The 13,461-nt window shown below is 41.9% G+C and carries 12 protein-coding genes; 5 read left to right on the top strand and 7 right to left on the bottom strand.

Annotation, left to right across the window (positions count from 1 at the left end; translation table 11 throughout):
* Positions 1 to 25: 25 nt before the first annotated feature.
* The 4 genes from mbcS to R0K30_RS10480 all read right to left on the bottom strand — a co-directional run bounded on the left by mbcS (position 26) and on the right by R0K30_RS10480 (position 4,483).
* Positions 26 to 1,603 (bottom strand): acyl-CoA synthetase MbcS, encoded by a 1,578-nt coding sequence (gene mbcS, locus R0K30_RS10495; protein WP_410610596.1) that lies wholly within the window; start codon positions 1,601 to 1,603, stop codon positions 26 to 28.
* 225 nt (positions 1,604 to 1,828) lie between these two features.
* On the bottom strand, positions 1,829 to 2,041 hold the full coding sequence (locus R0K30_RS10490; RefSeq protein ID WP_003216385.1) for an alpha/beta-type small acid-soluble spore protein: 213 nt from the start codon (positions 2,039 to 2,041) through the stop codon (positions 1,829 to 1,831).
* Between the two features lie 89 nt (positions 2,042 to 2,130).
* Complete coding sequence (thiI, locus tag R0K30_RS10485; RefSeq protein ID WP_410610593.1) at positions 2,131 to 3,336, bottom strand: tRNA uracil 4-sulfurtransferase ThiI; 1,206 nt, start codon at positions 3,334 to 3,336, stop codon at positions 2,131 to 2,133.
* 4 nt (positions 3,337 to 3,340) lie between these two features.
* Positions 3,341 to 4,483 carry a cysteine desulfurase family protein gene (locus R0K30_RS10480; protein WP_410610591.1) on the bottom strand — a complete coding sequence of 381 codons (1,143 nt, stop codon included), beginning with the start codon at positions 4,481 to 4,483 and terminating at the stop codon, positions 3,341 to 3,343.
* Positions 4,484 to 4,683: 200 nt separating this feature from the next.
* On the opposite strand from R0K30_RS10480, the gene brnQ (R0K30_RS10475) reads away from it, so the two are divergent.
* Positions 4,684 to 6,027, top strand: a complete 1,344-nt coding sequence (gene brnQ / locus R0K30_RS10475) for a branched-chain amino acid transport system II carrier protein (protein ID WP_099726858.1) — start codon at positions 4,684 to 4,686, stop codon at positions 6,025 to 6,027.
* 207 nt (positions 6,028 to 6,234) lie between these two features.
* Positions 6,235 to 7,578 carry a branched-chain amino acid transport system II carrier protein gene (gene brnQ, locus R0K30_RS10470; protein ID WP_410610589.1) on the top strand — a complete coding sequence of 448 codons (1,344 nt, stop codon included), beginning with the start codon at positions 6,235 to 6,237 and terminating at the stop codon, positions 7,576 to 7,578.
* A gap of 44 nt (positions 7,579 to 7,622) precedes the next feature.
* On the opposite strand, the gene ezrA is transcribed toward brnQ (R0K30_RS10470), so the two are convergent.
* On the bottom strand, positions 7,623 to 9,326 hold the full coding sequence (gene ezrA / locus R0K30_RS10465; RefSeq protein ID WP_410610587.1) for a septation ring formation regulator EzrA: 1,704 nt from the start codon (positions 9,324 to 9,326) through the stop codon (positions 7,623 to 7,625).
* Positions 9,327 to 9,664: 338 nt separating this feature from the next.
* On the opposite strand from ezrA, the gene hisJ reads away from it, so the two are divergent.
* The gene (hisJ, locus tag R0K30_RS10460) at positions 9,665 to 10,480 is read left to right on the top strand and encodes a histidinol-phosphatase HisJ (protein WP_099726855.1); all 816 of its coding nucleotides are present in this window, start codon (positions 9,665 to 9,667) and stop codon (positions 10,478 to 10,480) included.
* Here the strand turns inward: hisJ and refZ are convergent.
* Positions 10,450 to 11,115, bottom strand: coding sequence for a forespore capture DNA-binding protein RefZ (gene refZ, locus R0K30_RS10455; protein ID WP_099726854.1), 666 nt, complete (start codon positions 11,113 to 11,115; stop codon positions 10,450 to 10,452). The two genes, hisJ and refZ, sit on opposite strands and share 31 nt — an antisense overlap.
* A 126-nt stretch (positions 11,116 to 11,241) precedes the next feature.
* On the opposite strand from refZ, the gene R0K30_RS10450 reads away from it, so the two are divergent.
* Entirely contained in the window at positions 11,242 to 11,739 is a 498-nt protein-coding gene (locus tag R0K30_RS10450) for a GAF domain-containing protein (RefSeq protein ID WP_410610584.1), read from the top strand.
* A gap of 296 nt (positions 11,740 to 12,035) precedes the next feature.
* Positions 12,036 to 12,638 carry a 30S ribosomal protein S4 gene (rpsD, locus tag R0K30_RS10445; protein ID WP_099726852.1) on the top strand — a complete coding sequence of 201 codons (603 nt, stop codon included), beginning with the start codon at positions 12,036 to 12,038 and terminating at the stop codon, positions 12,636 to 12,638.
* A 181-nt stretch (positions 12,639 to 12,819) separates the two neighbouring features.
* Here the strand turns inward: rpsD and R0K30_RS10440 are convergent.
* On the bottom strand, positions 12,820 to 13,461 hold a 642-nt coding region (locus R0K30_RS10440), incomplete at its 5' end, for a BclA C-terminal domain-containing protein (RefSeq protein WP_410610581.1).

Here is a 13,461-nt window from a genome sequence, read left to right as displayed (position 1 = left end):
CAAACGCTTCTAGTTTCATCAATCATTATGCTTTTCGTGCTAGCTCTCTTTCTCTCAGCTCTACACGACGAATTTTCGCTGACGGTGTTTTTGGCAGTTCGTCAATGAATTCGATTTCTCTTGGGTATTTGTAAGGTGCTGTTGTATTTTTCACATGTGTTTGCAGCTCTTTGATGAGCTCATCACTTTGTGCAGATGCATCACGCAGGACGACATATGCCTTCACAATGGATCCTCTGATTTCATCTGGACTAGCCACAACCGCACATTCTTTGACTGCTGGGTGTTTGATCAGTGCATCTTCTACTTCAAACGGCCCAATGGTATAGCCTGAGCTGACGATGATATCATCTCTGCGGCTTTCAAACCAGAAGTACCCATCTTCATCTTTTTTCGCACGGTCACCGGTAATAAAGTAATTTCCGCGGCGCTGCGCTTTTGTACGCTCTTCATATTTGTAGTATTCCTTAAATAGCGCCGGCGTTTCGAGATGGACCGCAATGTCACCAACTTCTCCAGGAGCGCATACGCTACCGTCCTCATCAATGATCTCGACTTCGTTGCCAGGTGTTGGTTTTCCCATACTGCCTGGCTTGATGTCCATTCCTTTTAACACCCCTACGAGCAGTGTGCTTTCTGTTTGGCCATAGCCATCTCGTACTTCTATATCGAAATGGTTTTTGAATGTATCAATGACTTCACGGTTCAGCGGCTCTCCCGCAGAAACGGCACTATGAAGCTTTGGCAGCTCGTACTGACTCAAGTCATCTACTTTCGCCATAAAACGATATTCTGTTGGCGTACAGCATAGGACATTGATTTCATTTTTTTGAAGCAGCTCTAAGTACGTATTTGGATTGAATTTCCCTCCGTATACAAAGCCTTCTGCTCCACTTCCTAACACTGATAAGAGCGGGCTCCACACCCATTTTTGCCAGCCTGGTCCTGCTGTCGCCCATACTTTATCTCCCTCATTAATAGAGAGCCATGCGTTGGCAGCTGTGCGTAAATGTGCATACGCCCAGCCGTGTGTATGAACAACCCCTTTTGGATGACCTGTCGTACCAGATGTATAGGATAAGAACGCCATGTCTATACGTGTTGTTGGAGCCATTTGCAGCTCACTTGATTGTTGATCCTTTTGCGCTAGAATATTTGTCCAGCCATGACCGTTTTCACCGATTGAGAATGTTTTAAAATCGTTTGGCTGATTGGTTCCGTCGAACGATTGAATGAATGAAGAGTAAACAATCGCTCCCTTTGCTTCTGCATGTTCAATTCGGTAATCTAAATCCTTCGCACGAAGCATTTCTGAACAAGGAATGACGACCATTCCTGTTTTCAAGATTGCTAAATAAATGCTGTATGCCTCTAGCATGCGCGGCACCATCACAATGATTTTATCGCCTTTTTTAAAGCCAGCATTTAATAATACATGACCAATTTTATTTGCTTCTTCCACTAAAGCTGCATACGTCACATGCGCTTCGTGGCCATTTCCATCCTGCCAGTGCAGGGCCATTTTCTCCTTGTCATGACTGAACGCTTCAATCTCACTGACTAAGTTATATTGTTCTGGTGCAATTAAGTCTTCTCTTTTCATGGTACAGCTCCTTTTAGCCTCTTTCTATGAAACGAAACATGTTTCAATTTACCTATTCTAACACTCATAACTGAAAAATGCTTGAATTAGGACCTACTCCTAGTATTATGCCATAATTTTTTCATTTCGTCTTCTTTTTTAAAAATATTCTAACAATTTATATGTACAAAAAGAAAAGAGCGGGAATGATCCCGCTCATAAGCCATAGCTTTTCAATTGTGTGTCTTAGAAAGATCCGCCACCCATATGTTGTTGAGCGTAAGATACAAGACGCTTAGTGATTTCTCCACCAACTGATCCGTTAGCGCGAGCTGTTGTTTCTGGTCCAAGGTTTACACCAAATTCTGAAGCGATTTCATACTTCATTTGGTCGATCGCTTGTGCAGCGCCTGGAACGACTAATTGATTAGAACTGCTTTGTCTGTTTTGTTGAGCCATGTGTTCTCACCTCCTTGTGAATATAGAATGTGTAGAAACACATGACTTCATGCGATTGATTTTATGGTAATTATTATGAAATTTTTGTTTTAGAATAAATCAGCGAATTCGTCTGCCGCTTTCTTTTCATTTGTGACAATGATGGTTTCGATTTGCTCAACTGCCTCGTCAAGCATTGGCTCGAAATCAGCAAAGCTTTCGTAGCGTTCTACTTTTTCAAGCTTTGGTTTTGTTTTAGGCGACGGCGGCGTAAAGATTGTACAGCAATCCTCAAAAGGCTGAATGCTTGTATCATATGTGCCAATTCGTCTCGCTTCATCAATAATGTCATTTTTATCAACAGCAATCAGTGGGCGAATGATTGGCGTATTTGTGACATGATTAATGGCATACATGCTTTCAAGTGTCTGGCTTGCGACTTGGCCAAGGCTTTCACCGGTTATAATCGCAAGTGCATCACGCTTCTCTCTTATTTTATCTGCTATTTTCAGCATCATTCTTCTCGTTGATGTCATTGTATAGTTTTCAGGTACTTGTTTGTGAATCAACTCTTGGATTTTGGTGAAAGGAACAATGTGAAGCTTCACTTCGCCTCCATATGCCGCTAAACATTCTGCAAGATCAATGACCTTTTGCTTGGCACGTTCACTTGTATACGGGGGACTAAAAAAATGAACGGCTTCAATTTGAATCCCGCGTTTCATAGCCTGATAGCCGGCAACTGGGCTGTCAAAGCCGCCTGAAAGCATAAGCATCGCTCTTCCGCTTGAACCGACTGGCAAGCCGCCTGCACCCTTTACATCTTTAAATGTAATGTGCGTCGCATGTTCTCTGATTTCAATTCGCAAATGAACATCTGGCTGTTTCACATTAACCGTTAAGCTTTCTGTATTCTTAAGAACATGTCCGCCAATTTCGCGGTTCATCTCATTTGAATCAAGCTCAAATTGTTTGTATGAGCGCTTCGTTGAGACTTTAAATGTATTCCCATTTTCGTACACTTCCTGCACTGCCGTTAGCGCCGCTTCTTTGATTGCGTCCAGATTCGTCTCACATTTTACCGCCAGACTAAAGCTCTGAATCCCAAATACACTTTTGAGGTGTTCTGAAATCGGTTCAGGGTCTTCTCCGTTCAGCATGATGGTGATGCGGTCTCTGTCAGATGCGTACTTTAATGCTTCAAAATCTTTCAATACGAACCGAATATGCTGTCTCAGTTTTTCAATAAATTTCTTTCTATTTTTCCCTTTTGTTGAGATCTCACCAAAACGGACTAAAATGTGATCATATTTCATGCTGTTATCTCATTCCTTTTAGTTTTTTTACACTTTGTGCGATAGATGTGATGATACGCTGCGTAAGCTCTGGTCCTTGTCCATACGTCAAACTGATTCTCATACTGCTTTTGGCCACTTCTTCTGCTTTCCCCATAGCTAGCAGCACACGGCTTGGCTCTTTTTTCTTGGTTGAACAGGCAGATGTTGTGGATACGTAAATGCCTTCTTTTTCCAGCATATGGAGCAGGACTTCGATTTGAATACCTGGCACTGAAAAATTCACAATGTGCGGCGCACTTTGCGTCAGCGGTGTGTTGATGACAACACCTTCTATTTCTCTAAGCTGCTTTTGCAGCTGAATTTTCAGCGCCAGCATCTCATCATGATGCTTTTCAACATGTTCAAATGATTGTTTCATGGCTTTTGCTAAGCTGACAGCTCCAGCAGGGTTTTCAGTACCTGAACGGAGACCAAATTCCTGCTCTCCTCCTGTGATGAAAGGGGCAAGCACTGTACCTTTCTTTAAAAAGAGTGCCCCTGTCCCTTTCAAGCCATGAATCTTGTGACCTGACATCGTCAAAAGATCAACATCCACCTGTTTATTGAGGGCTACCTTGCCGATCCCCTGCACCCCGTCGACATGAAAGAGTGCGTCTTTTGCATGCTCACGAATCATACCAGATGCTGCTTCTATCGGCTGAATGGCACCTGTTTCATTGTTCACATGCATCATACTGACAAGCACTGTATCAGGGCGAAGCACTTCTTTTAAATGAGTTAAATCTACATGGCCATGCTCATTTACTTGAATATAGGAGATGTCAAAGCCAAATAAAGCTTTCAGCTGTTCAAACGATTCGATGACAGAGGGATGCTCAATTGTTGTTGTCACAATGTGTTTGCCTCGGTTCATCTTGGCGAGAGCAGCCCCTTTAATGGCGATATTATTCGCTTCTGTTGCGCCAGAAGTAAAAATAATCTCATATTGTTTAAAGCCTGTATAGTGAAGCATTTGTTTTCGCGTTTCACTTAGCAGCCTGCTTGCATCAATCCCAAGCTGATGAAGCGAAGACGGATTGCCAAAGAAACGCTCACTTACTTGCTGATATACTTGTAAAACCTCAGGGTACGGTTTTGTCGTTGCACTATTATCAAGATAAATCATACCTGGACTCCTTACAAAAAACTTTAAAAATAAATGCATTTATATGTTACCATATTGATGTCAGACAGAGAATTTTCTGAAAATGGCAGTTGACATCTTTTCTTTTTCACTATATCATCCATAGTGCAAATGTCACATAACGATCTAAATTGTCAGAATATTTAAATTCGACACAATACACTGATTAAGGAGGGACTATTTTGAAAAATAGTTTAAGTATAAAAGAGACATTAGCCATTGGTTTAATGCTTTTTGCATTATTCTTTGGCGCAGGAAATATGATTTTCCCGCCTGTCCTTGGACAATATGCGGGTGAGAATGTTTGGCTGGCAATCGGTGGATTTTTACTAACAGGGGTCGGTCTCCCGCTTCTAGGAGTCATCGCCGTAGCCCTTACAGGTACAGGCGCAAAAGGGCTTGCAGATAAAGCGCATCCCAAATTTGGCACGATTTTCACCGTCATCTTGTATTTATCCATCGGACCATTTTTCGCCATCCCGCGAACAGGTACGGTTTCTTATGAGATTGGGTTAGCTCCATTTCTGTCAGGTGCACAATCCTCTTCCTGGGTACCGCTATTTTTATTTACAATTGTATTTTTCACCATTACGTATCTGCTCGCTTTAAACCCTTCAAAGCTGGTTGATCGAGTTGGTAAAGTGTTAACACCTATTTTATTAACGGTTATTGCCATTATTGTATTTAAAGCAATTGCTACACCGATGGGCATCATCGGCACGCCTGATGCAACATATGAAGCAAACCCGCTCTTCACTGGATTTTTAGAAGGCTACAAAACAATGGATGCACTCGCTTCTATCGTATTTGGAATTGTTGTTGTGACAGCTGTTAAAGAAAGAGGCATCACAGAGCGTAAATCTCTTGCTGCTGCATGTATAAAAGCTGGTCTTGTTGCGGCAGCTGGACTAGCATTGGTGTATGTCTCACTAGCTTATGTTGGAGCATCAAGTCCAGATGCAACCGGAATGGTTGGAGCAAATGAAGGTGGCAAACTGCTTTCACTATCTGCTAACTTTTTATTCGGTTCTGCTGGTAAGATTGTACTTGGCGCAGCGATTTTATTCGCTTGTCTAACAACAAGTGTTGGTCTTGTGTCATCTTGTGGTGAATATTTTTCAAAGCTCTTCCCAAAACTTTCTTATCGTACAGTCGTTCTTATTGTTTCTTTATTTAGTACATTGGTTGCAAACCTTGGACTGGCACAAATTATTTCTCTATCCGTCCCGGTACTTGTGACGATTTATCCACTAGCAATTGTGATTATTTTATTGTCGTTCCTTGATCGCTGGATTAACGGTAGACGAATGGTTTATATCGTATCCCTGATCTTCACTGGATTTTTTGCCATTATTGACGGTTTATTGGCTGCCAAAATTAATCTCGGTGGTTTACCTGACATCTTGGGCTCATTCATCCCCTTTTACAATTTAGGCATTGGCTGGGTCGTACCAGCCATCATCGGCGCATGTGTTGGTGTGCTCATTTCCATATTTACCAGTCCACCTAAACAGCTCGCTTCATAAACTGCCTAAACATCCCCTTCAAAGATGAAGGGGATGTTTTTTGGTTGTCCTTCATATACTAAAATAGAAAAATTCATGACTTTTGTACGAAAACACATGTTGACATCAGACGTACATCCTTTATAATTAGTGATTGTTAATGATGAACGGTTACTTAGCAACTAATTAACAGAATATTTCAACATAATATTGGAGGCTTTATATTAAATGAAGGCAACTTTGTCGACGAAAGATACGGTTATTATAGGATTTATGCTATTTGCTCTATTCTTCGGCGCCGGTAATATGATTTATCCACCTGAGCTTGGGCAATATGCTGGGCAAAATGTGTGGAAAGCAATGGGCGGATTTTTATTAACAGGTGTCGGTTTACCCCTTCTCGGGATTATTGCGATCGCTTTAACAGGTCGAGATGCGAAAGGACTAGCTGATAAAGCTCACCCAGCTTTTGGAACAGCGTTTACGGTCATTTTATATTTATCCATTGGGCCGCTTTTCGCTATTCCTCGTACAGGAACAGTCTCATATGAGATTGGTGCATTACCCTTTTTAGCAGGCGTACCAGCTTGGCTCTCACTTCTATTATTCACACTTGTCTTTTTTGGTATTACGTATTACCTTGCTCTAAATCCAACGAAGATTGTGGATCGTGTAGGGAAAGTGTTAACACCGATTAAATTTACGATTATTTTTATTATTATTGTCAAAGCGATTTTGACGCCGATGGGCGTAATTGGTACGCCTGATGTATCCTATAGCAACGGATCGTTCTTTAAAGGATTTCTAGAGGGCTATAAAACAATGGACGCTCTTGCTTCTATTGTGTTTGGGGTTGTTGTCATCAGCGCCATTAAAGGACGCGGGGTGACAAGTAAAAAGGCACTGGCTTCTGCTTGTATCAAAGCAGGTTTGATTGCAGCGTGCGGATTAACTTTTGTTTATCTATCGCTTGCTTATTTAGGCGCTTCAAGTACACACGCAATTGGTTTTGTTGGAGATGGCAGTAAAATCTTGGCTCAGTCTTCTCAATTCCTTTTCGGCAGTCTAGGAAATATTGTATTAGGCGCTGCGATTACAGTGGCGTGTTTAACAACAAGTATTGGTCTTGTCACATCCTGCGGGGAGTATTTCTCAAATTTATTACCTAAACTTTCTTATAAAACAGTTGTGACACTCGTGACATTATTCAGTTTTATTATTTCAAATTTTGGACTTGCTCATATTATCGCTTTCTCTGTACCAGTTTTAACTGCGATTTACCCGCTAGCGATTGTCATCATTGTTTTGTCGCTTGCAGATAAATGGCTTGCTTATAGAAGACCTGTTTATGTCCTCACTTTGATTTTAACTGGCTGCGTCAGTTTGTTTGACGGTTTAGTAGCGGCGAAACTCCCGATTGGTCCAGTGAAGGATATCTTTCACACAATTTTACCTTTATATGACCTTGGCATTGGCTGGGTTATGCCTGCTATACTCGGAGTCGTGATTGGATTTGTTATCTCTCTTTTCACTTCTTCTGCTTCAGAAGAACGTCAGAAACAAGTATCATAGTATGAAAAAAGCTGAAGTCCTGTGAATGGACTTCAGCTTTTTTATTATTGGTGCTGATATTCTTTTTCTTGCTGCGCTAAAAGCTTCTGCACGGCTCCAGGTGATGCTTTTTCAACAGCCGATGCTGCCACATCAAATGAACCGTTATAATCGTAGGCATAAAATCTTCGTTCTGCCTCTTTTAATTGTTCTGATAAGATATGATTTTGACTTCTGAAACGATTGCCATATTGAATGATTCGTTCAATTTGGTCCACTTTACTGAGCATCTCTTGTGTCTCATGAGCGACACTACTGACTGTTTCAGAAGCTTCTTTTAATTGTTGATTCACTGCCGGCATGTTTAGAGGCAGATTCTCCAGCTGCTCGTGAACTTGCTGAATCATCTCCTGCGCTTTTTCAGCAAGGTCTTTGATGTCAGCAGGTACGCCTGGAATGTTGCTTTTATGCAGCTGGCGCACTGTATCTGTCAGCATTGTTTTGAGTTCAGCCAGTGTTTCTCTCGCTTGTAATTCTTCTTTTCTTAATGATTGAAGATGATCCTTAAACGTTTCATGCAGCGCTTTTGCATCCTCGATAAAGGTCTCGAGCTGATTGATTTCATCCATTAATAATGAATACGCCACATGATCACGATCAAGCTTCTCACGTATTTGCTTCATGAGCTTTTCGATTTCTTCTAAGCGTTTTTCGAATGCTTTCTGTTGATCAAGCTCTCCTGCTGTCAGCTTGTAGCTTTCTTTCACAAGGGCCGTTTCTTCCTTTGTTTGCGTGTGATCCTGTTCGAGCTTTTCAAATGCTCCCGTGAGCTCAGGCATCTTGCTTTTGATTTCCTGACCTGCTTCTACTTCTGCTTCCAGCTGATCATACAGCGTCTGAATTGCGTCATCGATCATTTGCAGGATGCTTGATGCCTCATCTAAGTTGAGTTCATCAATGAGCAGCTTTTCCGCACGAGTCAGCTGTTTATTTAAGTTCTCCAGCTCTTTTGTCATCTGGATGTGCTCTAGCTTGTAGCCTTTGTCTGTCATTTCTTTATAACCGTCTTTCAGCTTAGTCAGCTGACCTGGTACGGTTTGTTTGCAGTCCGCAATAAGCTTGGGTACATCATTGATATACAATTGAAGCTGATCGAGTCTGCGGTCTTGCTCAAGCAAAATTTTTCTTGCTTTCATGTAGTTTCCGTTTTCTGTCTCTTCTTCATACTGCTTGATCCCTTCCCAGGCCTCATCTAAGTCCTGCTCCATTTTGTCATAAAGGGTGCCGTATAAATGGCTGTACGCAAGCATATTTTTTCGCACCGTTTGGTATTGCTCTTTGACCTTTTCAATGTCTTTGCGGTTTTGCTCCTCGCTTGTGACAAGGTCTGCAATCTCTTTTAAAATGTCTTCAATATTCGAATCAGCAGCACTTAACAAGTCCTCAATATGCGCAAGAACTTGCTTGGCTTTGGAGAATCGATATTTATCAGAATACTCTTCTGCATCATATAATAGCTCCTCTACCTTTGGAAGATGGGCTGTGACGATATCGTCCCACTCTGCACGCCATCTTTCAAAAAATTGCTCTGTTTCTCCTGTCATTTTTAAATGTTTGATTTTTGAAATTTCTTCTACAATTGATCTGTTTAAAATTTCAATTTTCCATGCTTCCAATCGGTCAATCTCTTTATATATATTTTTTCGCAAAAAATAACCGACTGAAAACAAAGCAAGCAAAATGACAATTAAACCGATGATTAACTCCATAATGAGCCCCCTTGTTGTGATCTAAGTGATGTCAGGGTAAATGTGTCCCGAGTAGACCTGAGAACCCTTTCGTGTCCGCTTTGCATTTGTTTTTTATAGCAGGATTGTATATTTTCCAATACCATCCATTCACGGTTTTATGTATGTTTTTTCAAGAAAGTGTTTGAGCGCTTTCTACATTTGATCACACGTATCAATGTGACCTGCTTTTATGTATGCGGAAGCTGTCGTTTTCATTGTTATTATGATACCATGTAACCAGCATTTTTGGTCATGATTTTTCATTATTTTCGCTGATAAACATCACGTTTTTCAAAATATCGACAAGAGGTGAGGACATGCTGAAACAAGATGCACATTTACATACACCGTTTTGCCCGCACGGCTCGCTTGATCCTTTTCATTCTTATATTGAAAAAGCCATCAAAAAGGGATTTGATTCCATCACCTTTACCGAGCATGCCCCGCTGCCTCCTTCGTTTCGAGATCCAACGCCTGAGCAAGATAGTGCCATGAAGCTCCAAGACCTTGAAGCGTATTTGACGAAGCTGGATCAGCTGAAACAAGAGTACAAAGGACAATTAATAGTAAAAACTGGGCTTGAGGTTGACTATATCAAAGAGTATGAAGAGGAAACAAGTGCCTTTTTAGACTGCTACGGCCCAGAACTAGATGACGGCATTTTATCTGTTCACTTTCTTCCTGCTGGCGATGAGTATATTTGTCTTGATTTTGATGAACACGCCTTCCAGCAGCTGATGAACATCTATGGCAGCATCGAACAGGTCTATCGCAGCTACTACGACCAAGTCTATTCTTCTATTCTATCATTTTTAGGCGACTATAAGCCAAAGAGAATCGGTCATATCACCCTTGTCCAGAAATTCAAACAGCTTTTCCCATATGAGATGTCGCCTGAACTCTGTCAAAAGGTCACCCTTTGTCTTGAAGAAACGGCAAAAAAAGGCATGTCCTTAGATTTTAATACATCGGGTCTTCGTAAAACATATGCCAGAAGTATCTATTTAGATCAATGGATGATTGATCTTGCAAAACAGAAAAAAATTCCGCTCATATTCGGGTCTGATGCCCATCAAGCGGAAGATCTCGGGTATGCTTATGATCAATTTGAAGACATCATGAGTTTCAGATGAGGATCTAATGTCGGCTCTTTTGGTTCTAGTAAATGATGAAGCGAGCGGCTCAGTTCCTTAAAGTACATCTGATAGAAGTACGGTTCGCTTGGATTCAAATAAAGCACCTCTGTTAAATATTGCGGCTGCAAATATGGCATCATCAGAAGTGATTTCAGCTGAATCATAAAGGATGAGAGTGAGAGCTGCTCACAAATAACATGGGTGCTTTTTCCTTTTTCAATGATGAGCTGAAACAAATATTTTTCCTTTGTTAAATATGTTGACATGATTTCTCTGATGAGCGTCGAATCAATCGTCACCTCTCGATAAACGAAACGGGTTAATTGACGGTGTTTGTGCTGATAAGATAAAATATCAAAAACCACATGAAGTAAACACTCTTTTGCGTGACGGGTTTCCATGTGATGGATGTGCGATTCAATCATATGAATGTAGCCTTCATAAAAGTCGGATACGAGCTGCTCTAGCAGCCCTCCTTTTCCTTGAAAGTAATAAGATATGTGGGCAACGTTGACGTTTGCTTCCTTCGCAATCTCACGGACAGAGGTTCCAGAAAATCCTTTTTGGTTAAAAAGTCTGATGGCAGCTTCAATAATACGGTCTTTTGTTTGCACGGTTGTTGATGTTTTCATCCGCTCACCCCTCTTCATGTGTACATACTTCAAGATGAAGGCGGAAGTTCCTTTTACAATTGCTCGACAAATCCCACATGCGAGACGCAAGTTATGTATTTTTGAGATAGAAAGTAGGAGATTTTCATGTTTCATGTCGAAAAACAGTCTGGCGACTCATCGAAAGACTATCAATTGCTTGTCAAACAAGTAGACGCCATTACAGATGGTGAACCTGATCTTATTGCCAATCTGGCGAATGCTGCGGCGTTATTGTATCATTCCCTTCCTGAAGTCAATTGGGCAGGATTTTATTTGGCAAAAGACGGCGAGCTTGTGCTTGGGCCGTTTAACGGACTGCCTGCATGCGTACGCATCCCATCTGGAAAAGGCGTTTGCGGCACAGCATTTGCAACAGGTGACGTGCAGCGTATCGCTGATGTGCATGCATTCCCTGGACATATTGCATGCGATGCAGCATCGCAATCTGAAATTGTCATCCCGCTCAAAGTAAATGGGCAAATCATTGGGGTTCTCGATATCGACAGTCCAGTGAAAGACCGCTTCAGTGAAGTAGATGAGACCTACTTAATTCAATTTACAGAGGTTCTCCAACAGGCGTTATCCGTCTCTGCGGATGCGTAATCATGCAGGAAAAGCAGGCAGATTGTCTGCTTTTTCTCTTTTTCGTCGCCTGAATAGGATTGTCTCCCTCTAAATAGGTTGACTTCTCCTTTCCAGCGTCATATAATAGACTTTGTGTGAAATATGGCAGCCTTTTTGTTCGGCTTTTTTGTATCATTTTGTTCCTTCTGTATGGAGGTGCATCTTGTAACTCCCTGCTGCTGGAGCGAGGATGCATGAAAACATAATGACGAAAAAGAGGAAGAACAGACGGTTTTTATTTTTCACAAATAAAAACAATAAGGAGGAGTCACATTATGGCTCGCTATACAGGTCCAAGTTGGAAGATTTCCCGCCGTTTAGGCATTTCATTAAGCGGAACAGGTAAGGAACTTGAAAAACGCCCTTACGCTCCAGGCCCACATGGTCCAGGACAACGCAAAAAACTATCTGAATATGGTTTACAATTACAAGAGAAGCAAAAGCTTCGTCACATGTACGGTGTCAACGAACGTCAATTCCGTACACTATTTGACAGAGCTGCTAAACTTCCTGGTAAACAAGGTGAAAACTTCATGATCCTTCTTGAAACTCGCCTTGACAACCTAGTATACCGTCTTGGCCTTGCTCGTACTCGCCGCCAAGCTCGTCAGCTAGTGAACCATGGTCACATCCTTGTTGATGGAAGCCGTGTAGATATCCCATCTTTCTCTGTGAAACCAGGTCAAACGATTGCTCTTCGTGAGAAATCTCAAAACCTTACAGTTGTGAAAGAATCAGTTGAAGTAAACAACTTCGTTCCTGAATACCTTTCTTTCGATGCTGAAAAGCTTGAAGGTACTTTCACTCGTCTTCCAGAACGTTCTGAATTAGCGCCTGAAATCAGCGAACAACTGATCGTTGAGTTCTACTCTCGTTAATTTCATTACTCTCTCACAGAGTGATCAAACAAACCCTAGAGACCTTGATTGTTCAAGGATTTCTAGGGTTTTTTGTTTGCTTTCTCCTTTGAACAAATGAATTTAAACATATAATGGAAAACAGATCATGCACAAGACGAGCACCGGGCAAAGCTTCTAAAAGCATCTCTAAGCATTTAAGTTAGTCTAATTTTTTTATAATAATAGAAGCGTTCACGTTTGTTTGGGTCCCTCCTGCTAGGGTTTGAAGAGTAACTGCTGCTGCGGAAGTATGGTTTACAAGAGTAAGCGTGTCACCCGCTGCTAGAGCGAGGATTGCCTGACCGTTATTCTGTTGAGTACCAGCTCCTGACCCATAAACTGTGTTCGTCACAGGACCTCCATTTACAAATAAGGTAAATTGATTTGACTCTACGCCAGAAACTGAAAAAGTAACCTCGTAGTTTCCTGGATTGGTGACTATAATTTGAGAAGTTCCAGGGGCATGTGTAATACCAGCAGTAATAATTCCAGTTGAGTCAAAAATCACCGGGGCCTCTAAAGCTACTGTTTCCGCACTTAAATTGTATACATATGCAAATTCAGATAACCCTGCTCCTGTGACTCCCGTGGCTCCTGTTGCTCCGGTATCTCCGGTGGCCCCCGTTGGACCGGTCGCTCCCGTGGCTCCGATATTTCCTGTTGCTCCTGTTGCTCCTGCGGCTCCAGTATCTCCGGTGGCCCCCGTTGGACCGGTCGCTCCTGCGGCTCCGGTATCTCCGGTGGCCCCCGTTGGACCGGTCGCTCCCGTGGCTCCGATATTTCCTGTTGCTCCTGTTGCTCC

Origin of the sequence: Bacillus sp. SIMBA_154 (genome assembly GCF_046536015.1) — a bacterium.
GTDB classification, from domain to species: Bacteria; Bacillota; Bacilli; order Bacillales; family Bacillaceae; genus Bacillus; species Bacillus pumilus_P.
The sequence above is the reverse complement of the archived record's forward strand: the minus strand, read 5'-3'. Positions and strand labels throughout refer to the sequence as shown.